This window comes from Streptomyces sp. NPDC001204, from assembly GCF_053598035.1.
In genome coordinates this window covers 190883-211358 of record NZ_JBSFJL010000010.1, presented here as the reverse complement: position 1 = coordinate 211358, position 20476 = coordinate 190883, and the positions used below count along the sequence as shown (strand labels likewise).

The 20476-nt window shown below is 73.6% G+C and carries 21 protein-coding genes and 1 riboswitch; of the genes, 10 read left to right on the top strand and 11 right to left on the bottom strand.

From position 1 onward, the window contains the following. Nucleotides 1-23 precede the first annotated feature (23 nt). The 3 genes from ACWC91_RS17040 (at nt 24) to ACWC91_RS17030 (ending at nt 4247) form a co-directional block, all read left to right on the top strand. Nucleotides 24-947, top strand: a complete 924-nt coding sequence (locus tag ACWC91_RS17040) for a MurR/RpiR family transcriptional regulator (RefSeq protein ID WP_450644146.1) — start codon at nt 24-26, stop codon at nt 945-947. A gap of 331 nt (nt 948-1278) precedes the next feature. Then, nucleotides 1279-1659, top strand: coding sequence for a hypothetical protein (locus ACWC91_RS17035; RefSeq protein WP_172632751.1), 381 nt, complete (start codon nt 1279-1281; stop codon nt 1657-1659). Nucleotides 1660-1802: 143 nt separating this feature from the next. Further along, on the top strand, nt 1803-4247 hold the full coding sequence (locus ACWC91_RS17030; protein WP_450644153.1) for a SpoIIE family protein phosphatase: 2445 nt from the start codon (nt 1803-1805) through the stop codon (nt 4245-4247). A 94-nt stretch (nt 4248-4341) separates the two neighbouring features. Here ACWC91_RS17030 and ACWC91_RS17025 read toward each other — a convergent pair whose 3' ends face one another. Next, nucleotides 4342-5067, bottom strand: coding sequence for a peptidoglycan-binding protein (locus ACWC91_RS17025; protein WP_450725946.1), 726 nt, complete (start codon nt 5065-5067; stop codon nt 4342-4344). Nucleotides 5068-5171: 104 nt separating this feature from the next. After that, entirely contained in the window at nt 5172-6005 is an 834-nt protein-coding gene (locus tag ACWC91_RS17020; protein WP_450643535.1) for a hypothetical protein, read from the bottom strand. Nucleotides 6006-6166: 161 nt separating this feature from the next. On the opposite strand from ACWC91_RS17020, the gene ACWC91_RS17015 reads away from it, so the two are divergent. Further along, nucleotides 6167-6928: a TetR family transcriptional regulator gene (locus ACWC91_RS17015; protein ID WP_225076603.1), complete on the top strand. Its 762-nt coding sequence runs from the start codon at nt 6167-6169 to the stop codon at nt 6926-6928. Nucleotides 6929-7074: 146 nt separating this feature from the next. After that, on the top strand, nt 7075-7488 hold the full coding sequence (locus tag ACWC91_RS17010; RefSeq protein WP_225076850.1) for a Zn-ribbon domain-containing OB-fold protein: 414 nt from the start codon (nt 7075-7077) through the stop codon (nt 7486-7488). A gap of 34 nt (nt 7489-7522) precedes the next feature. Here the strand turns inward: ACWC91_RS17010 and ACWC91_RS17005 are convergent, their stop codons facing one another. Then, nucleotides 7523-8776, bottom strand: coding sequence for a glycosyltransferase 87 family protein (locus ACWC91_RS17005; RefSeq protein WP_450643536.1), 1254 nt, complete (start codon nt 8774-8776; stop codon nt 7523-7525). Between the two features lie 74 nt (nt 8777-8850). Beyond that, nucleotides 8851-9231: a PPOX class F420-dependent oxidoreductase gene (locus ACWC91_RS17000; protein WP_225076605.1), complete on the bottom strand. Its 381-nt coding sequence runs from the start codon at nt 9229-9231 to the stop codon at nt 8851-8853. 239 nt (nt 9232-9470) lie between these two features. Between ACWC91_RS17000 and ACWC91_RS16995 the strand changes: the two genes are divergently transcribed. Beyond that, on the top strand, nt 9471-10481 hold the full coding sequence (locus ACWC91_RS16995) for a DUF3800 domain-containing protein (protein WP_450643537.1): 1011 nt from the start codon (nt 9471-9473) through the stop codon (nt 10479-10481). A 130-nt stretch (nt 10482-10611) separates the two neighbouring features. Continuing rightward, nucleotides 10612-11991, top strand: a complete 1380-nt coding sequence (locus tag ACWC91_RS16990) for a S1 family peptidase (protein ID WP_450643538.1) — start codon at nt 10612-10614, stop codon at nt 11989-11991. Between the two features lie 68 nt (nt 11992-12059). Here ACWC91_RS16990 and ACWC91_RS16985 read toward each other — a convergent pair whose 3' ends face one another. The 7 genes from ACWC91_RS16985 to ACWC91_RS16955 form a co-directional block, all read right to left on the bottom strand. Further along, nucleotides 12060-12245 (bottom strand): hypothetical protein, encoded by a 186-nt coding sequence (locus ACWC91_RS16985; RefSeq protein WP_225076608.1) that lies wholly within the window; start codon nt 12243-12245, stop codon nt 12060-12062. Between the two features lie 143 nt (nt 12246-12388). Beyond that, on the bottom strand, nt 12389-13084 hold the full coding sequence (locus tag ACWC91_RS16980; protein WP_225076609.1) for a L,D-transpeptidase family protein: 696 nt from the start codon (nt 13082-13084) through the stop codon (nt 12389-12391). A 140-nt stretch (nt 13085-13224) separates the two neighbouring features. Next, nucleotides 13225-14031 carry an SDR family NAD(P)-dependent oxidoreductase gene (locus tag ACWC91_RS16975; protein WP_450643539.1) on the bottom strand — a complete coding sequence of 269 codons (807 nt, stop codon included), beginning with the start codon at nt 14029-14031 and terminating at the stop codon, nt 13225-13227. A gap of 145 nt (nt 14032-14176) precedes the next feature. Next, the gene (locus tag ACWC91_RS16970) at nt 14177-15091 is read right to left on the bottom strand and encodes an SDR family oxidoreductase (RefSeq protein WP_450643540.1); all 915 of its coding nucleotides are present in this window, start codon (nt 15089-15091) and stop codon (nt 14177-14179) included. Nucleotides 15092-15273: 182 nt separating this feature from the next. Continuing rightward, the gene (locus ACWC91_RS16965; protein ID WP_376500419.1) at nt 15274-15903 is read right to left on the bottom strand and encodes an MBL fold metallo-hydrolase; all 630 of its coding nucleotides are present in this window, start codon (nt 15901-15903) and stop codon (nt 15274-15276) included. After that, nucleotides 15903-16988: an S-(hydroxymethyl)mycothiol dehydrogenase gene (locus ACWC91_RS16960; protein ID WP_225076613.1), complete on the bottom strand. Its 1086-nt coding sequence runs from the start codon at nt 16986-16988 to the stop codon at nt 15903-15905. Before ACWC91_RS16960 ends, ACWC91_RS16965 begins: the two co-directional genes overlap by 1 nt. 196 nt (nt 16989-17184) lie before the next feature. Continuing rightward, the gene (locus tag ACWC91_RS16955) at nt 17185-17415 is read right to left on the bottom strand and encodes a hypothetical protein (RefSeq protein WP_281157175.1); all 231 of its coding nucleotides are present in this window, start codon (nt 17413-17415) and stop codon (nt 17185-17187) included. A 176-nt stretch (nt 17416-17591) separates the two neighbouring features. Here ACWC91_RS16955 and ACWC91_RS16950 point away from each other — a divergent pair, with 176 nt between their 5' ends. The 3 genes from ACWC91_RS16950 (at nt 17592) to ACWC91_RS16940 (ending at nt 20472) form a co-directional block, all read left to right on the top strand. Then, on the top strand, nt 17592-17957 hold the full coding sequence (locus ACWC91_RS16950) for a nuclear transport factor 2 family protein (RefSeq protein ID WP_225076615.1): 366 nt from the start codon (nt 17592-17594) through the stop codon (nt 17955-17957). Nucleotides 17958-18190: 233 nt separating this feature from the next. Continuing rightward, nucleotides 18191-18276, top strand: a riboswitch (ZMP/ZTP riboswitch). Between the two features lie 20 nt (nt 18277-18296). After that, the gene (locus tag ACWC91_RS16945) at nt 18297-19145 is read left to right on the top strand and encodes a bifunctional 5,10-methylenetetrahydrofolate dehydrogenase/5,10-methenyltetrahydrofolate cyclohydrolase (RefSeq protein WP_225076616.1); all 849 of its coding nucleotides are present in this window, start codon (nt 18297-18299) and stop codon (nt 19143-19145) included. Between the two features lie 100 nt (nt 19146-19245). Further along, on the top strand, nt 19246-20472 hold the full coding sequence (locus ACWC91_RS16940) for a glycosyltransferase (protein ID WP_225076851.1): 1227 nt from the start codon (nt 19246-19248) through the stop codon (nt 20470-20472). The last annotated feature ends 4 nt before the right edge of the window (nt 20473-20476 follow it).

Below are 20476 nucleotides of genomic sequence, written 5' to 3'. Positions count from 1 at the left end.
TGGGAGACAAAGGAGGCGCCTCGGTGCCATCGCCGCAGCAGGCACGCGCACAGGCGTCCGCGATCACCTCGGGAAAGACGGCTCCACGGGCGGAGGCCGCCCCCGCGTCCCAGCTCAGAACGATCTTCGATGGGCCCCATCTGTCTCCCGGGCAGCGCCGCATCGCCCAGTACCTGATCGAGAACATCACCGAGGCGGCGTTCATGTCGATCACGGAGCTCGCCGACCGGGTCGGCGTCAGCCAGCCGTCGGTGACGCGGTTCGCCGCGGCGGTCGGCTTCAGTGGTTACCCGGCGCTGCGCGAGAGGCTCCAGTCCATCGCGCTGCGGACGCTGGCGGGCGGGCCGGGCACGGCTGTGCAGGACCGCAGCAACGAGCTCCAGGCGGCCGTCGACGCGGAGATCGGGAACCTGGAGAACCTGCGCCGGGACTTCGCCGACCCCGGCCTCGTGATCGACACCGGCCGCGAGTTGTCGCGCTCGACCCCGCTGACCGTGCTCGGCCTGCGCATCTCGGGGTCGCTCGCCGAGTACTTCGCCTACGCGGCGCGGCGCATCCATCCGGACGTGCGGCTGGTGACCCGCGGCGGCAGCGTCGCCTTCGACGCGCTGTTGCAGGCCCGGGAGGCCGGCGGTACCTGGGTGCTGGCCTTCTCCATGCCCCGGCACGCCCACGAGACCCTGGCCGCCGTCCGGGTCGCCCGCGACGCCGGGCTCAAGGTGGCCGTGATCACCGACCTGGCGCTCGGGCCGGTGGCCGACGAGGCCGACGTCACCTTCGCCACCGGGACCGGGTCCCGCCTGGTCTTCGACTCCTACGCCGCGCCCGGCGTGATGTGCGCGGCCCTGCTCCAGGCCATGACCGACGCCGACCCGGAACGGACCCACGCCCGGCTGGAGGAGTACGAGCAGATCGCCGACCAGCACCACTTCTTCCTCCGGGACTGACCGGCTCACCACCGCTCCTCCACGGCCGACTTGGCATCGGATGATCGACGTCTGCGGGCAGGCAATGCAAGCGGGCGTGAATGTTTACATACTCCTTGCCAACCGAACGGCATATATAAATACTGCTCACGGATCACGGCCCGGCCCAACCCCGGTACGTGCCACACCCTGCACGGGCATCCCGAGCCGCCGTCTCCCACCGGCGTCGGCACACGGGGTGCCGGGTCGGGCATCGCCTGCGCGAACGCCCGCGGCGGCCCCTGTCATCCCCTAGGCCGGGGCCGCTCACCTCGTCGTACCACCCCTCAACGACGCCGCACACCCGGAAGCGATGACCATGCCCCCGACGACCACGCGCCTCAGCCCGGACTGGCCCCGCCAGGTCAAGACCCCCGGCAGCTACGACTGGGAACGCTCCGCGGCCAAGTGGCTGCGCGAACTGGTCCCGGCGCGCTACGGCAGCTACCCCGCGCTGATCCGCCACCCGGTGCTGCTCGCCCGCCATGCGCGGATACAGGTCGAGCAGGAGATCCGGGTGGCCCGCACCGCCCTGCAGACCGCGCGCACCGAACTGCCCCGGTTGGGCATGCCCGAGTCGGTCATCGAGCACACGATCAAGCTGTACGCCGCCGAACTGCTGCAACTCCAGCACATCGCCCGCAGCGTCCGCGCGGTGACGGAGGCACTCGTGGAGCGTGCCGGACACCGGTGAGACCTCCCGGCCGCGCTCACCACGCGCCGGGTCGCGTGTGAATCAGGGCCGGCAATCCGGTGATCGGACCGGCCGCTATGTGCGATGCTCGACGCGTGACCAGCGAGCCCGCCGTTCCCGCGGAGTCCGGCACCGTCCCCGACATGGCGGCGCTGGCCAAGGTGGTGGCAAGGCAGCGGGCCGAGCTCGACCGGCTCCAGGACCAGGCGGCGGCCTCGGCCGTGCTGGAGCGGGCCAAGGGAGCGCTGATGGCGCTGACCGGCTGCGCCGCGGAGGCCGCGTACGAGGAGCTGCTGGCGCGGTCCAAGGCCGCGAACCGCACGCTCATGGAGGAGTGCTGGATCACGCTCGGCGCCCTTCGTTCCCGGCCGGACCACGCCGGCGCCGAGCCGGCCACCCCGTCCCCCGCGCCCGCGGGCGCCGCGCCCTCCTCCGCACGGCCCGCACCCTCCGACGCGGGGCCCGCACCCTCCGACGCGGGGTCCGCAGCCGCCGACGCGGGGCCCGCAGCCGCCGAGACCGGGACGGACGTCCCGGACGGAAGCGGCGGCTCGGACGTGCTCGCCGTGCTGGGCCGGGCCCTCGTCCGTGTCGGCACCCCGCGGGACCTCGCCCGGTGCCTGCTGGACCATCTCGCCCTGCCCGTGGGGGCCGCCGCGGTGATGATCTACCGGCGGCTGCCCGCCGGAGGGTTGGAGCTGATCGGCCACGCCGGCATCGACGACGTGTTCGCCGACCTGTGGCGGCACGTGCCCCCGGTCAGCGGGGTGGCCGCGGGGCACGCCCTCGACACCCGCGAGGCACTGTGGCTGGAGGACCTCGCCGAGGACAGCAAGCGGTACCTGCCGATCGGGGGCCCGGCCGGACCGTGGCTCACCCGCGCCTGGCTGCCCGTGCTCAACGGGGACGCGGCGGACGCCGTCATCGGTGTGCTGCGCGACCGCCCTGGCCCGTTCCTCCCGGACGTCCGGGAGCTGTTGCGCGGGGCGGCCCGGCTGTGCGCGGGCCGGCTGCGCGCCTTCGCCGCCTGGCCGGAGCCCGCCGTGGCGGGCGCCGCGGACGCGGCCGAGGCGGTGGTCCGCACCCTGTTCGACGCGCTGCCCGGCACCACGCTGCTGCTCACCCCGCTGCGGTCACCGTCGGGCGAGGTCGAGGACTACCGCATTGACGCCGCGACGGCGCAGGCCGTCGACACGGTCGGCCGCGGCGGACGCGAACTGGTCGGCCGGCGGCTCCTCGAGTGCTGGCCGGCCGCCGCCCGGGAGCCGCTGTGGCAGGGCTGGCTGGACACGCTGACCGGCGGGGAGCCCTACGAGGGCGAGCCGTTCGCGCGGCAGGAACTGGTCGCGGGCGGGCAGGAGTTGTCCACGTACTCGGTGCGGGCCGCCCGCCTGGGCGACGGTCTGGTGGTCACCTGGCTGCGGCACGAGTCCTCCGACCGGCAGGAGCAGCGCCTGGCGGACATCCAGCGGCTGGGCCATCTCGGCTGGGCCACCTGGAACCTGGTCAGCCGGGAGACGGTCTGGTCGTACCAGGTCTACGAGTTGTGCGGCCGCGACCCCGGCGACGGACCGGTCCGCCTGGCCGAGCTGCCGAAGCTCACCCTGCCCGAGGACGCACCCGGGCTGGCCCGGGTGGTGCGCGAACTGCTCACCGAGGGCAAGCCGTTCGACGTGCCGTTCCGGATCAGGACGGCGGCCGGGGTGCGGCATCTGCGGCTCGTCGCCGAGGCCGTCCCGGACGCCGAGGGCACACCGGTCCAGGTGCACGGCTTCGTACAGGACCTCACCGCGCAGCGCAGCGCCGAACTCGCCCTCGTCGAGAGCGAGCGGGCGATCCTGACGCAGCACGGGATCCTCCAGGCCGAGCGGATGCTGGCGGGCCGGCTCCAGCACGCGCTGCTGCCGCTGCCGCGGCGGCCCGTACGGCTGGCCGGGCTGCGGGTCGACGTGGTCTATCTGCCCGCGCAGTCCGGGATCCACGTCGGCGGTGACTGGTTCAGCGCGATCGAACTGCCGGGTGGCGACGCGCTGTTCGTGATCGGCGACGTCGCCGGGCACGGCATCGACGCGGTGGCCACCATGGCCCAGCTCCGTTTCACGGCCAAGGGCATGATCTTCACCGGTTCGGCGCTGACGGACGCGCTCCTCGGGCTGAACACCCTGCTGCTCCACTCCCGGGACACCCGTCGCACGGCCACCATGGTGCTGGCCCGCTACAAGCCGGCCGAGCGCCGTCTGCTGTGGGTCCAGGCGGGACACCCGCCGCCGCTACTGCTGCGCCGGGGCGAGCCCCGCTACCTCGACCGTCCGCGCGGTGTCCTGCTCGGGGCGACCGGAACCCCGGTGTTCGAGGAGGCGGAGTGCCGGCTGGAGCCGGGAGACCGGCTGCTGCTGTACACCGACGGCCTGGTCGAGCGGCCCGGGGAGGGCATCCAGGAGGGCCTGGAGCGACTCGCCGCGGCGGCCGCGACCGGCCCCGGCGGTACGGCCGGTGCGCTGGGGCCGCTGCTGGCCTCGATGCTGGAGGGCGAACGCCGCGACGACGTCTGCGTCCTGGACCTCCGGGTGCCCGCGCAGCCGGTGTAGGCCCCGCTCGCCGTAACCCTCACCGCAACCCTCCCCGCACCGTCCGGCGCGGCCGCCGGGTGACGCCGGTCCGGCTCGGCCGCCTCCGACCGGTTCATCCACCGTCGACCGTCGTACGGGACTCCAGCGCGCGGCGGGTGTCGTCGCCGTAGACGCCGGTCTCGTCGCCGCTGATGCCGTACCAGAGCTGGAAGCGTGCGACGGCCGCCCTCAGTTCGCCGTCGTAGCGGCCGCCGGTGGAGCCGTCGCGGTAGACGTCCGGGACGCGCAGGAGGCGTTCTTGCAGTTCGGTGACGTCCGGGCCGCTGTCGCCCTCGCGCAGGGTGCCGGCGCCGTCCGGATCGGCCGGCGCGGTGCCCGTGGGGGTCGCGGCCCCGGTGGGCGTGGCGGCGGCGCTCGCGGACGGTCGCGGTGGGGCCGCCGCCGCGCCGGCGGCCTCGCCCCGGGCGGGCAGCAGGAGGGCGCAGCCGAAACCGAGCAGCGCGGCCGAGGCCACGGCGAGCGCGACGGCGGCCCCGCGCAGTGAGCGCCCCGCCGCGTCCGGCTCCAGGACCGGGGCCCGGCGGCGTGCGGGACCCGGGGGTGCGGAGCCCCGAGGGGCGGAGCCCCCGGCCGGTGCGGCCGGGAGTTCCTCGGTCGCCGCGTCCTCGACGGATCCGCCGGGCGGCCCCGGCGGATCCTCGCCGCCGGTTTCCCGCTGGTACTCCCTGAACTCCCGCATGAGCTCGGCGAGGGCGTCGGTCCGTCTGGGCCGGATGACGCGTACCGGCTCCAGGGGCGCCCCGCCGTGCGGCTGTCCGTGTCCGGGCGGTGTCGACACACTGCACTCCTCACGCTCTGCGTCCGGGCCCCGTCCCGAGGAGTGATACGCGGCCGCCGCCCGGCCGGTTCAGCGCCGCCCGCGGTGCGGCGGGCTGTGGCGGCTCACCCGGCGGCGGCGAGAAAGCGGCGCAGGGAGGACTTCATCGCGGCGACGAAGGCGTCCCGCCGTGTGTCGTCGACGGCGTCCAGGGACAGGTACGGGTTGAGGTCCTCCAGTTCGACCAGCAGCAGTTCGCCGCTCGGGGCGCGGCAGGCGTCGACCCGCTGGATGCCGTGGGCGAGGGTGTTCCATTCGACGAAGCTCCGGGCGAACTCCAGGTCCTCGCGGGAGGGTTCGTAGGGGCGCAGATCCCAGCGCCGTTGCGGGTCCGGGGCGTGGAGGGCGTACTGGAAGTCGTGGTCGACGAAGTAGAACGAGACCTCGTAGGCGAAGTCGATGTGCGGCTGGACGAGGAGGCCGCCGCCGGCCAGGCCGGGCAGTTCCCCGGCGGGGACGACGCGCAGGCCTATGGAGTCGGCTCCCATCTTGGGCTTGACCACGTAGCGGTCGGCCGCGGGCAGACGGTGCAGGTCCTCGGGGCGGTCGACGGTGGGGATGACCGGGCGGCCGGCGGCGCTGAGGTCGAGGAGGTACTGCTTGCCGGCCATGTCCGCGCGGCCGGTGAGCGGGTTGTAGACCGGTGTCCCCCTGTCCAGGGCCCGGGCCCGGAAGTCGTCGTAGGCCGCCTGGTACTCCAGGACGGGTCCGCTGTTGCGCACGACGACGGCGTCGAAGGCGTCCATCAGCGCGGCGGCGTCCCGGGGGTGGCACAGGGCCAGGTCGAAGTCCTCGCGCAGGCGCGAGGTGAGCCGGATGTCCTCGTCGCAGTAGCGGCGCCCGCGGGCCGGGTACGCAAGGTCGGTGACGTAGAGCAGACGGGAACGATCGGACGGCATGGCTGTCTCCTGGAACGTGGTGTCCGGTGGGACGGACGAGGAGCGGGAGAAGGTGGGGAAAGGTTACTGCGCATACCGCCCGATGCTCCCTTTGCACTCGGTTCCCTCATCAGGCTGCACCGAGTGCCATCCACACCCGTCCGGATGCTACGTTCCCGTCCATGAGCTCCAGCAGCGCCGCGTCCCGCCGCGGTGAGACGGCGCGGACGGCGGCCGGGCGGACGCCCATGCGGGAGGCCCTCGTGGCAGCGGCGTTCCGGCTGTTCCTGGAGCGCGGCTACGAACAGACCACCGTCGACGACATCGTGGCGCTCGCCGGGGTCGGACGGCGGTCGTTCTTCCGCTACTTCCCCTCCAAGGAGGACGTGGTCTTCCCCGACCACGAGCGGTACCTGGCCGACATGACGGCCTTCCTCGCCGCCGGCGGCGACGAGGACGAACCCGTGCGGCGGGCCTGCGACGCGGCCCGCCTGGTGCTGCGGATGTACGCGGAGAACCCGGCGTTCTCCGTCCAGCGCTACCGGATCACCAAGCGCGTACCGGGGCTGCGGGCGTACGAGTTGTCGGTGGTGTGGCGCTACGAGCGCGCGCTCGCCGGATATCTGCGGACCCGCTTCGCGCGGCGGCGCGACGGGACGCTGCGGGCGGACGTGATCGCGGCGGCGGTGGTCGCGGCGCACAACAACGCCCTGCGCTCGTGGCTGCGTTCGGACGGACGGGGCGACGCGGCTGCTGCGGTGGACCACGCGCTGAACCATGTGCAGGCCGCCTTCTGCGACCCGGCCGCCCCCCGCGCCGAACAGCGGCCCGGGGCGGCACAGGAGGACGTGGTCGTCGTGGTCGCACGGCGCGGAGCGCCCCTGTGGCAGGTGGTGCGGGAGGTCGAGACGGCACTCGCGGAGGGCCGGCAGCCCCCGGACTGAGGGCAATTGAGGGTACGCAGTGCCTTTACGAGTGACACCCAGTGCCATACGCTGTGCGTGTGCACGGTGGCGCGACCACCGTGCACACGCGTGCCCGGGTGCGCCGCGCACGAGGGATTCCGGCCGAGCGCAGGGAGTTGACCAGCGTGTACTACCACTCAGGAAACACCGTTCTTGCTGCAGCCGGCTCCACGACCGGCCTTCTGGAGTCCGCGGCCCACGACTCGCGGGCCCTGTACTTCCAGCGCTGCGCCTGGTGCGGGACGGCCGTGTACCACCGGCTGCTGTGCCCGGTCTGCCGGGGCAGCGACCTGCGCACCGAGCGCAGCGCGGGCACGGGCACGGTCCGCCACTCCACGGTGGTGAACCGCAACTCCCCCGCCGCACGCAATGTGTCGCTGATCGAGCTGAGCGAGGGCTTCGTCGTACGGGGCCGGGTCATGGGGCCGCCCATCGGCATCCACGGCGGCGACCGGGTCCGGCTGTCCACGGCCAAGGACCCGGTGCGCGGCGAGCCGGTCTTCCAGCTGGTCGACGAGCCGTACGGCGCCTGGAGCTGACCGGCGGTCAACCGCCCTCGACGTCGACCGGCCGTCAACCACCTGCAACGTCCGAGCGATCCCGCTCCGGCACCTTGCCGTCGGCGAGGACCGGCCGGTCGTGCCCCGCGGGTCGGAGCGCCACGGCGGCGAGCGTCAGCACGGCGCACCCGGCGTAGACGCAGCCGGGCCAGGCGAGCAGCGCCGGATAGGCGCCGGGGCGGACCAGGCGGTCCTCGGCGCCGATCAGGTAGGGCACCACGCGGGCGACGGTGACCACGGCCCACCACGCGAGCGCGACACGGCTGAGCAGGCGGTGGCGGAGGGGTCCGTGGGCCAGCCAGATCATGGCGGGCAGGCACCAGATCCAGTGGTGGCTCCACGAGACGGGGCTCACCAGCAGCCCGTACAGCTCCACGGCGACCAGGACGCCGAGCAGGTCGTGCCGCCGTACGGCGGAGCGCAGGGCACGGACCAGCGCCACGGTCACCAGAGCGAGCACGGACCAGAGGACCACGGCGGCGGTGGTGTCCTGACCGAGCAGTCGCGCGACGGCACCGGTGAGCGACTGGTTGCGCACCGACCAGACCGGGCCGACCCTGCCGGTGTCCGTGACGAGCGTGGACCAGTAGCGGGCGGACTCGCGCGGGGCGACACCCCAGGCGAGCGCCGTCGCCGCCGCCGCGGCCGCGACCGCCCACGCGGCGGCCCGCCACTGCCGGGTCGCCAGCAGGTACAGTCCCCCGACGGCCGGGGTCAGCTTCACCGCCGCCGCCAGGCCCACCCCCGCTCCTCTGCCCGGCGCCGCGCGCGGCACGGCCAGGCCCCACAGGACCACGGCGCACAGCAGCAGATTGACCTGACCCTGGTCGAGGGTGTGGCGCACGGGCTCCAGCCACAGCCCGGCGGCGGCCCAGAGCAGAGCGCGCCGCCGGCCCCGGGGACGCGGGCCCAGCAGCCGCACCGCGCACACGGCGACGACGACCAGGGCCGCCACGGACAGCGACTGCCAGAGCGCGACCAGCGCCGCCCAGGGAAGCCGCGCGAGCGGCAGGAACACGAGTGCGGCGAAGGGCGGGTAGGTGAACGGCAGCCGCGGGATGGGCGGGGTGGTGCGCAGCGCGTAGTCGTACAGGCCGCCGGAGAGCACGTGCGGTGCGGCCTCGCGGTAGACGCGCAGGTCCAGCGGGTGGGTGGGGTGGGTGACGACGGCTGCGGCGTGCACCGCCAGGGAGACGGCCAGGCACCAGCCGGCATGGCCGGTGAGCCACTGTCCGATCCCCCGGCTCCTGGCCCAGATCCCTTGCACCGCACCAGCCCCGTCGTCTCGCAGCGCCCCGCACACTAGCCCAGCGGGTACCGCGAGCGGCGGCTGCCACGCGGTCAGAGGGTCACGCGGATTCCGACGGTTCCTCCCAGACCGCGGCGCAGTCTGCTGCCCAGCAGGGTGAGGCGGCCGATCACGCCGTACTTGCGGGCGATCAGCCCCCGGTAGCGGGCGGTGGTGTCCGCGTCGCAGATCTCCGCCCGCGCCTCCACCTGTTCCCCGGTCGGATGCCCGCGCAGATCGCAGGGGCCGACGAGGACGTCGGCGCGGTTGCGGATCCGCTTGACCTTCCAGGAGTCGGTGGTCGTCCACACGCCGAGCGCGTCGCCGTCGCGCACCACCCAGACCGGGGTGGCGACCGGGGTGCCGTTCCTGCGATAGCTGGTGACGAGCAGGTACTTCCCCGCTCCGAGCCGCTCCACCAGGGTGTCGTCCATGCGCCGCAGTCTAGGGTCTTTCGTTTGGATCATGCCGGGCTCGCGGTCCCTGGCACCGTGCCTCGCCGCTTTGTCGTCGGCCGGCGGGGCTCCGCCCTGCCGCCCTCCTCCGCCTTGCGATGCACGGCACCGGACCCCGCTCCCTGATCCGGCCTGATCCAAACGAAAGACCCTGGGCCCGGCGTGACAGTGCAAGACTCGGGCTGTGGTCCGGGACGACGAGGACGGGGGCGGGACGGATGATGCGGGACGGGGTACGGGAGGTCGCCTGCGACGAGTCGGGGTCGGACGGTGAGAACCTCACCGACGGCAACACCGACGTCTTCGCACACGCCAGCGTGCTGCTGCCGGTGGAGTCCGCCGCCGGGTGCGTGCGGGAGATACGGAACCGGATCCGCTCGCCCGCGGAGGAGTACAAGGCCGGCCATCTGCTGCGGGAGAAGCACCGGGCGGTACTGGAGTGGGTGCTCTGCCCTGCCGGGCCGCTGTACGGGCACGCCCGGGTGGACCTCACCGAGAAGGCGTTCTTCGTGGTGGACCGCGCCCTGGACCTGCTGCTCGGGGACGCGGCCGGGGCGGACGCACTGTACGGCGCGGGGCGGGAGGCCTTCGGCGCGGACGGATGGCGGCGGTTCCTGCGGGCGGCCAACCGGCTGCTGCGGGCCAGGAGCGACGCGGAGCCCGTGGACCCGGTGGACGCCTTCTTCGCCCATGTCGGGGAACTGCGGCGGGTGGAGGTTCCCGAACCGGCCGCGGCGGTTCTGGAGCGGCTGGCCGGCAGCCGGGAACGCGCCGAGGCCTACCGGGCACGGGTCACCGCCGGCCCGCCCCTGCTCCCCGCGCTCAACCCGTTGCTGCCCGCGATCCTGCGGACGGCCGCGCTGTGGAGCGCGCCGCGATGCGCCGTGCGGCTCGTGCACGACCGGCAGAACATGCTCACTCCCGACCGCGTCGACTGGCTCCTGCGGACGGCCCGGCAGCGGGGTGTGGCCCTGGACGGTGTGGAACTCGTCCACTCGCGGCTGGATCCGCGGGTGCAGCTCGCCGACTTCCTCGCCGGCGTCGCCCGCAAGCTCGCCTCCGACGAGCTGAACGGCTGCGGCGACCCGGTGCTCACCGCGCTGCTGCGCCCCTACGTCGGTGCCTCCTCCGTCTGGGGAGACGCCCCGAGCCGGGCCCGCCTCGGCCCGCTCCCGGACGGCCGCGGCCGGGAGACGCGGGCCGGTTCGGGGGCGCGGCTCCCCTGTTGAGCGGGCGCGCCCGAAGAAGATCGTCCGAGCGCTGAACACGGCCGTGCCGCGCCACGTATGGAGGAGGGGCGCTCAACGAGCGTAGTGCCCCGCGGTGTTGAGGCCGCGCGTTCGGGTTCGGGAGCCATGCATGGGGCACGCACGACGACGGGTCGTCCGGCGGGTGACACGGCTGACGGCCGTCGCGGGACTCCTTCTGGGAGGCGCGATGGTCGCGCAGGCGGCGATGGCGAGCGAGCCTCCCGACGCCTCCGCCGCGCGCGGCACCGCGGGGCCGGCCGGCACGTCCGGCACCTCCGGCGCCGACCTGGTGGCCCGGCTCGGCACCTCGCGCACGGCCGGCAGCTGGATCGGCTCCGACGGGCGCCCGGTGGTCGCCGTGACCGACGAGCGGACGGCGGCGGAGGTGCGGCGGACGGGCGCCGAGGCGAAGATCGTGCCGCACAGCATGAACGAGCTGAAGGCGGCCACCGCGGCACTGCGCGCGGCGCCCCGGGTGGCCGGCACGGCCTGGATGATGGACTACCGCGCCAACCGGGTGACGGTCGAGGGCGACAGCACGGTCTCCGCCGCCGACTGGGCCCGGATGACCGAGGTCGCCGGCAGGATCGGCGGCTTTGTGCGCATGGAGCGCACCGGGGGCGCCTTCACCACCCGCCTCAACGGGGCGCAGCCCATCCTGTCGACCGACGGGCGCTGCTCGGCGGGTTTCAACGTGACCGACGGGCGGACCGACTTCATCCTCACCGCGGGCCACTGCGGGCCCACCGGTTCCCTCTGGTTCGCCGACGGCCAGGGCGACCGGCAGCTCGGCAGGACGGTCGCCGGGTCCTTCCCGGGCGGCGACTTCTCGCTGGTGCGGTACGACTCCGGCAGCGCGGGCCAGGGCGCCGACGTGGTGGCGATCGGCGGCGGCAACGGCGTACGGATCACGGGGGCGGGCGATCCGGCCGTGGGGCAGCGGGTGTTCCGCAGCGGCAGCACGAGCGGGCTGCGCGACGGCGAGGTGACCGGCCTGGACGCGACGGTGAACTACCCCGAGGGCACCGTCACCGGTCTCATCCGGACCACGGTGTGCGCCGAGCCGGGCGACAGCGGCGGTCCGCTGTTCTCCGAGGGGATCGCCCTGGGGGTGACCTCGGGCGGCAGCGGCGACTGCACAAGGGGCGGTACGACGTTCTTCCAGCCGGTCACCAAGGCGCTGTCCGCGCTCGACGTGCGGCTGATCGTGTCCGACGCGCGGCAGGACACCGGGCAGAGCGCGGAGCCGTCCGCCCCGGCCACCCACAGCGCCATCGCCCCCGGCACGGCCTCTCCCGGCTCCTCGGCGCCGGTGGCCGGCGGCGCCGACGGGACCACTCCGCTCTCCCGGCTCTCCGACCCCCAAAACGTCGGCCCCGGTCTACTGATCATGGGGGGCAGTCTGATCGCCCTGGTGGCCACCCGCTGGATCCGCGCGGAACGGGACCGCAAGGCCTACCAGAGGTACTACTCGGCGACGTGGAGCTGACGGAAAGGACGGACGGCGGCGACGGGCGGACCGAAGGCGGAGGTCGGAGGGCAGAGGTCGGAGCCGGTTCAGGCCGCCCTGTCGGCGTGCGGGGCGGCCGCGGCCCACTCCATCACCAGGCGCTGGTACTCCTCGCGCTGCTCGGTGGTCAGAATCCCGCCCGACCTGCGCCACAGCGCCCGGATCTCCTCGTTGACCTCCGCGGCCGATCGCTCGGAGACGGGTTCAACACTGGTGGACATGCCGTGAAGCATATGCCGCCCGACGTGAAGGCGCTGTGAATAAGTACGAGCGATACGGACATATCGGACCGTGTTGCTCATCACGTCAATTCGGCAGGTCACCGGCGTGAGTTCACACTCGGCCGACGGGTCGCGGCGTCGGCCCGCCCGTGCCGTCAGGTGCCCGGCTTGCGCCCGTAGACGAACACGTCGTCGCCCTTCTTCAGCAGCGACCAGTATTTCTTGGCGTCCTTCGTCGTCATGTTGACGCAGCCGTGCGAACCCGGCGGGTTCCACATGCTCAGGCCGACGGAGTGGAAGGCCTGACCGCCGTCGAAGAACTGACTGTAGGGCATCGGCACGTTGTACAGGGTCGAGACGTGGTCGATGTCCCGCCAGTAGATCTTCTTCAGGCCGGTGCGGGTCGTGTACCCCTTGCGTCCCGTGCGCACCGGCACCGGCCCGTAGACGAGCCGGCTGCCGTCCTGGATCCAGCTGAGCTGGAGGGTGAGGTCGACGCAGGCGATGCGGCCTTTGTTGACCGGGCACTTGCCGCTCTTGTTGGGCTTCTTGCCGACGGCCTTCTGCTTGTTCATGAGGTTCATCACGCCCCAGGTGACGGAACCCGCGTAGCCGATGTTCGGCGTGATGCCGTGCTTGTTCTGGAAGGCCCGGATGGCCTTGCAGTCGGCGGCCGACTGCCGCCCGTCCACCGGCCGCCCGAGAAACTTCTCCACCTTCTTCTGGTACGGCCCCGCCTGCGTCGTGCAACTCGCCGCCTGCGCCGGTGCAGTACCGAGCGCGAGCGTGAGCGGCGCCACCAGCCCCGTGACGCCCAGTACGACCGCTCCCCGCCTGCCGATGTCCCTCATAACGGCCTTGCCCCCTAGGTGCGTTCCGGTACTTCCCGACACCTAGACCCATGGCGGGGCACATCGGTTGCGAAGCGGCGCGTGCCGAGACGAAACGGTGACACGCGCCCGGCGGTCGAGGCCGGGGCCGGGCGGTCCGCTCAGGTGTCCCCCTCCTCCCGCTCCTCCTGAACCGCCGCGCGGAAAGCGGTGTTGACCGCGGTGAGGCCCCCGTCGACGGTCAGAGTGGTGCCGGTGATCCAGGCCGCGTCGCGGGAGGCGAGGAAGGCCACCGCGGCGGCGATGTCCTCCGGTTCGCCGACCCGGCCGAGCGGGTACAGGCCGCGGACCCGGTCGAGTTCGGCCTCCCGTCCCTCCCAGGCCGAGGTGCGGACCGTGCCCGGCACCACCAGGTTGACGCGGACGCCGCGGGAGGCGGCGTGTCCGGCGAGGGTGCGGGTGAGCGAGGCCAGCCCCGCCTTCGCCGCGCTGTAGCCGTGGTTGCCGAAGTCCTGGACGCCGTTGACCGAGCCGATGCCGACGATCGCCCCCCTGCCGCCCGCCGCCAGGTGGGGCAGGGCGGCGCGGCAGCAGCGGTAGGCGCCGGTCAGGGTGATGTCGAGGTCGCGGGCCCACACCGCTTCCGGGTCGTCCTCGAACAACGGGGTGTCGGGCGTGCAGTGGGCCGCGCAGTTGACCAGGACGTCGAGGGATCCGAAGGTCTGGACGGCCAGGTCCACGGCCGCCTGGACCGCGTCCCGGTCCGCGACGTCCAACGCGTGCGCCCGCGCCGTGAGTCCACGCTCGCGCAGCGCCGCCGCCGTGTGCTCCGCCACGTCCCCGTCCAGGTCCGTGACCAGGACCCCGGCCCCCTCCTCGGCCAGCCTGCGCGCGGTGGCCGCGCCGATGCCCCGGCCCGCGCCGGTGATGAGAACCCCGTGTCCGCCGAACCGCCCACTGTCCGTCATGCGCCGAACCTACTTCCCCGAAGGGCCTCTCGGGCAGTCGGCGCGCAGCATGTCCTCGCTCCGGCGACTCCCGCAACTCCCCACGCCCGTCGGCGTCGTGGCCGGCGGGGCGGGAGATGCTATGCCGTGGTCGGGCGGCGCCCCGTCAGCGGTATCCGGTCGGGTCGGCGGGCAGGCCCGCGTCCTGGACCTCGACGAGGTACCGCCAGGCGTCGGGGCGGCTGCCGTCCAGGTCGGTGAAGCCGTAGTCCTGGGCGAGACCGCCGCTGGAGAGGGAACGGCCGTTCCAGCGGGCCGCGTCCGGGTCCGCGGCCAGGGCGGCCACGGCGCGGCCCACATAGCGCGGGGTCTCGGAGATGGCGAAGTGCGGGACGCTGTCCAGGGCTTCGCGCCAGTTGTCCTCCCGGACCCCGAAGTGGTCGAGCATCAGCTCCGAGCGCAGCCAGCCGGGGGTGAGGGCCACCGCCGTGGCGCCGCGCGGGCCGAGTTCGTGGCCGAGCGCGAAGGCCATGCGCAGGACGGACGCCTTGGCGAGGTCGTAGAAGAAGTTGACGCGGTAGGTGTCCCGGTTGTACTCGGCGGTGCCGTCGGTCATCTCCACCACCAGGCCGCCGGGGTGACGCAGCAGCAGCGGCAGGGCGTGATGGCTGGTGATCGCGTGTGTCTCCACCGCGAGCCGGAGCAGCCGCAGCCCCTTGTCGAGGTCGTGCTCCCACACCGGGGTGTCCCACGCGAAGAGGTGCTCCGCGCCCCAGATGTCGTTGACGAGGACGTCGAGACGGTCCTGCTCGCGCGCGATGCGATCCACGAGGGCGCGGACCTGGCCGGGCTCCAGATGGTCCGCCGGTACGGCGATGCCGTGGCCGCCGGCCGCGGTGACCAGGTCGGCGGTGTCCTCGATGGTCTCGGGGCGGTCGTACTCGGAGCGGCGGGCGCGGGTGGTGCGTCCGGTGACGTAGACGGTGGCGCCGGCCGCGCCGAGCTCCACCGCGATTCCCCGTCCCGCTCCCCGCGTCGCCCCCGCGACCAGCGCGACCTTGCCTTCCAGTGGGCCCGGCATGTCCTACCTCCCGATGCGTCTTCCGTCGATGCCGTCATCGAGGGTGCCGGGGAAACCGGACACCTTCTGTCGCCTTTCGGCGCGGGAAACGGCGCGGAGACGGTGAAACGCGGGCGGGCCGCACGAGCGCCTTCCGGTCTCGTGCGGCCCGCCACCCGGGCTCCCGGCCCGGTTCTCCCGCGTCAGTGCCCGCGGGCGATCCACTCCTCCAGGTGCGGGGCCTCGGCGCCGATGGTGGTCGGGTCGCCGTGGCCGGTGAGGACCTTCGTCTCGGGCGGCAGCGTCAGCAGGCGGTCGCGGATCGAGTCGATGATCGTCGGGAAGTGGGAGTAGGAGCGGCCGGTGGCGCCGGGACCGCCCTGGAAGAGCGTGTCGCCGGTGAAGACCACGCCGAGTCCGGGGTCGTACAGGCAGATCGCGCCCGGGGCGTGGCCGGGCGTGTGCAGGACCTTCAGGTCGGCGCCGGCCGCCTCGATGACCTGGCCGTCGACCAGGTGCTCGTCGGGGTCCCGGTTCGGGTGGGTCATCTTCCACAGCGGCAGGTCGTCGCCGTGCAGCCAGATCGTCGCGCCGGTGAGGTCGGCGAGCGCCGGGGCGGCGTTGACGTGGTCGTTGTGGGCGTGGGTGCACACGATGGCCGTCAGCCGGCGGTCGCCTACCGCCGCGGCGATGGCCTCGGCGTCGTGGGCGGCGTCGATGACGACGGCCTCATGGTCGTCGCCGACGATCCACACATTGTTGTCGACGTCCCAGGTGCCCCCGTCAAGCTTGAACTGCCCGGAGGTGACGAGGCGTTCGATACGGGCGGCCATCAGAGCACCACCACCGAGCGCAGCACGTCGCCGTGGTGCATCCGCTCGAACGCCTTCTCCACCTCGTCCAGTTGGATGGTCTCGGTGACGAACTTGTCCAGCGGCAGGCGTCCTTGCAGGTGCAGGTCGATGAGCATCGGGAAGTCCCGGGAGGGCAGGCAGTCGCCGTACCAGCTCGACTTCAGCGCCCCGCCGCGTCCGAAGACGTCCAGCAGCGGCAGTTCCAGCTTCATCTCCGGGGTCGGCACGCCGACCAGGACGACCGTGCCGGCCAGGTCACGGGCGTAGAAGGCCTGCCGGTACGTCTCGGGGCGGCCGACCGCCTCGATGACGACGTCGGCGCCGAAGCCGCCGGTCAGCTCGCGGATGGCCTCGACCGGGTCGTTCTCCTTGGAGTTGACCGTGTGCGTGGCGCCCATGGTGCGGGCGGTCTCCAGCTTGCGGTCGTCGATGTCGACGGCGATGACCTTCGCCGCGCCCGCCAGGTACGCACCGGCGATCGCCGCGTCGCCGACACCGCCGCAGCCGATGACGGCGACCGAGTCGCCGCGGCCGACGTTGCCGGTGTTGATCGCCGCGCCGATGCCGGCCATCACGCCGCAGCCCAGCAGCCCGGCCACTGCCGGGGAGACCGACGGGTCGACCTTGGTGCACTGACCGGCCGCCACCAGGGTCTTCTCGGCGAACGCGCCGATCCCGAGCGCCGGGGAGAGTTCGGTGCCGTCGGTCAGGGTCATCCGCTGCCGCGCGTTGTGGGTGTCGAAGCAGTACCAGGGCCGCCCGCGCAGACAGGCACGGCACTTGCCGCACACGGCCCGCCAGTTGAGGATGACGAAGTCCCCGGGCGCGACGTCGGTGACGTCGTCGCCGACCGACTCCACGACGCCCGCGGCCTCGTGGCCGAGCAGGAACGGGAACTCGTCGTTGATTCCGCCCTGCTTGTAGTGCAGGTCGGTGTGGCAGACGCCGCAGGCCTGGATCCGCACGACGGCCTCTCCCGGCCCCGGATCCGGCACGACGATCGTCTCGACCCGCACCGGTTCGTTCTTGCCGGGTGCGATCACGCCGCGCACTTCCTGCGCCATGGTGGTGGTCCCTTCCGTCGAGCGGTGTACGTCCCCCGACCCTACGTCCGACTGATCGGTAAGGGACACCGAGGGGGCCTCTGATCTGCGGGGACGGGGCGGGCGGGGTGCGGGTGCCCGTCCCGCGGGGCGAAAGCTCAGTGCTGGATGGCGTGCACCGGCGCGAAGACCGGCGGGACCAGGCCGGTGACCTGGTTCAGCCGGCCCGCCTGGTCGAGATCGCGTACGCGGTCGACCCCGGAGAGCTGTTCGGAGACCGCGGGCGGTTCGGCCCGGCGTTCGGCCGGGACGCCGGTCCCGGGGAGGAGTCGAGCAGGCCGGGGAGCTGGAACCTGCCGGCGGACGGGGCACTCGCGGGCAGCGCGGTCAGGCCCGCGACCGAGACGGCGAGTCCGGCGGCGACGACGATGCGTCGAGTGCAGACCATGTCCTCGGCAACGCCGTCCGGGCCCGCCCGGACACGGGCCCGCGGCCGCGCTCACCCGTCGGGCTCAGCGTCCGGACCGCGTTTGCCGCGTCCGCCGGGGCGGAGGAGTCTCGAACTGTGAGGCCCGCCGCGGCCCGCTACCCGCAAGGGCCGCGGCCCTCGGAGGAGGTCACGTCATGTCCACCTCGGCAAGCCCCGCCTTCGACACCGACACGCTGCGCCGCGGCATCGAAGGAGACACGGCGGACACGCTGCTGTCGCTCTACGCGGACGACGCGGAGATCCGCATCGTCGACCGCGACACCCAGCCCAGCAACCCCAAGGTCCTGCACGGCCGGGACGAGATCGGCACCATGCTCCAGGACGTCTACGGCCGCGACATGACGCACCGGCTGGAGCAGTGCGTCGTGCAGGGCGACCATGCGGCGTACGTGGAGTCCTGCCAGTACGCGGACGGCGGCCGTGTCCTCGCGGAGTCCATGGTCTCGCTGCGCGACGGCAGGATCGCCGAGCAGATACTGATCCAGGCATGGGACGAATAGGCGGGAGAGCCGCGAGATTCCAGGTCAGCTCCCGTCTGACCTGGACCTTCTCGGCCGGCACCGGCCTGGGCCGGTCCCGCTCGGCCCGGTCGCGCCTGCCGGGCCCCACGACCGCGGTGTCCCGCCCGGCGTCCGCCGCGGCGCTCCGCTCGCTGCTGCGGGCGGCACGGCCGCGTCCGGGCCGTACGGCGGTGCGCGGCCTTCGACCGCGGCGGGCCGTGTCGGTTAGGGTGAGGCGGGGCCGTGACTGGCGCTGAGGTGGAGCACCACCGGGGAGCGGTCCACGCAGAGTCGTGAGCCGCGCGCCTGGGCAATTCCCCGAACGCCCAGGAGTGGACCATGTCCCAGGCCCGTCCGATGGACGGCACCGCGCTCGCCCGCCGTGTCGTCGAGGAGACCGCGCGGAAGGCCGCCGCACTCACCGAGCGCACCGGTACGACGCCCTGTCTGGCGACCGTGCTGGTCGGTGAGGACCCCGCCTCCGTCACCTACGTACGGATGAAGCAGAACCGCTGCCGCAAGGCCGGTATCGACTCCCGCCATGTGGCACTGCCGGCCGCGACCACCACCGAGGAACTGGTCGACACGCTGCGGTCGCTGTCCAAGGATCCCGCCGTGCACGGCATCCTGCTCCAGCACCCCGTCGGCGAGCACATCGACGAGCGGGCCGCGTTCGAGGCGATCGCGCCCGAGAAGGACGTCGACGGGGTCACCTGTGCCTCGTTCGCCGCGATGAGCTTCGGTCTGCCGGGGTTCGTGTCCTGCACGCCCGGCGGCATCCTGCGGCTGCTGGACGCGTACGACGTCGAGCTGCGCGGCCGGCGTGCCGTCGTGGTGGGCCGCAGCGCGATCCTCGGCAAGCCCGTGGGGATGCTGCTGCTCGCCCGGGACGCGACGGTGACGTACTGCCACTCGCGGACCGCGGACCTGCCGGCCGCCGTGCGCGAGGCGGACGTCGTGGTCGCCGCGGTGGGCCGGCCCCGGCTCATCCGCGGCGAGGACGTCAAGCCCGGCGCCGTGGTGATCGACGCGGGCTACAACCCGGGCAACGTCGGCGACGTCGACTTCGACTCCGCCGCGGAGCGGGCCTCACTGATCACTCCGGTGCCCGGTGGGGTGGGCCCGATGACGATCGCCACGCTGCTGGAGCAGACCGTCACGGCCGCCGCCCGGCAGCTCGGGGTATGACCGGCGTACCCGGACCGGAGCAGGGGTGCGACACCCCTCGGGTCGTTCACCGGTGGCGGGCGGCCGCGCGGCCATACTGGCCGTCGTGCGCGTAGCGATCATGACGGCGGGATCCCGGGGCGACGTCGCCCCCTTCACCGGACTGGGGCACGGCCTGGCTCTCGCGGGTCATGAGGTCACCCTGGTCACGCACGGATGCTTCGAACCGCTGGTCGCGGGCTCGGGCCTCGGTTTCCACCCGCTGCCGGTGGACCCGCGGGCCGAGTTGGAGTCCTCGCGCGGCCGGGGACTCCACCGCAGCGCCACCGGCCCGGGCAAAATGCTGCGGGCCGTGGGGCTGGTGCGCGCGGCCATCGCCCGGATGACGGACGATCTGATCGCGGCGGCCGAGAAGAGCGACCTGCTGCTGCTGGCAGGCTCGCTCGGGCCGGTCGGGCACGCCATCGCCGAGGCGCTGAACCTGCCCAGTGTGGGCGCCCATCTGCAACCCCTCTCCCCCACAAGGGAGTTCGCCCCTCCGCTGCTGGGCGGCGGACACTGGGGCGGAGCTGCGAACCGCCTCGCCGGGCACGGCGTGGACCTGGCCGTGGAGCGGGTCTTCTCGGCGGCCGTACCCGCCGTGCGGACCCGGCTGGGGCTGCCCGCCCGGGCGGTCACCGGCCGCCGCGTCCGCCAGGGGCAGCGCGGGCCGGTGTACCACGGCTTCAGCCCGCTCGTGGTGCCCAGGCCCCGCGACTGGCGCAGCGCGCTCCATGTGTGCGGGTACTGGTGGCCGTACGACCGTTACACCCAACTCCCCGAAGGCCTGTGGGACTTCCTCGACGCTGGTCCTCCGCCGGTCTACGTGGGGCTGGGCAGCGCCACCGTGCCCGACCCCGGGCGGCTCAGCGACACCATCGTGCGCGCGCTGCGCCGGGCCGGACTGCGCGGTGTGGTCCAGCGGGGCTGGGCGGGGCTGGAGGCGTCCGGCGAGGACATGCTGACCATCGGCGAGGTCCCGCACTCGGCCCTGTTCCCGCGGCTGGCGGGCGTGGTGCACCACGCCGGGGCGGGCACGACCGCGGCCGGGCTGCGGGCGGGCGTCCCCGCGGTGCCCGTGCCCGTCCAGTTCGACGAGGGCTTCTGGGCCGATCGTCTCGTCGGCCTCGGCGTGGCACCCTGCTCGGTTCCGCTGCGTGGCCTCACCGCGGACAACCTCGCCGCTGCCCTGGTCCGCGCCACCCGTGGCCACGGACACCGGGAACGGGCACGGTCCCTGGGCGCCCGGATCCGCGAGGAGAACGGCCTGGCACCGGTCCTGAACGCGGTCGAACAACTCGCCCGTTAGGTTC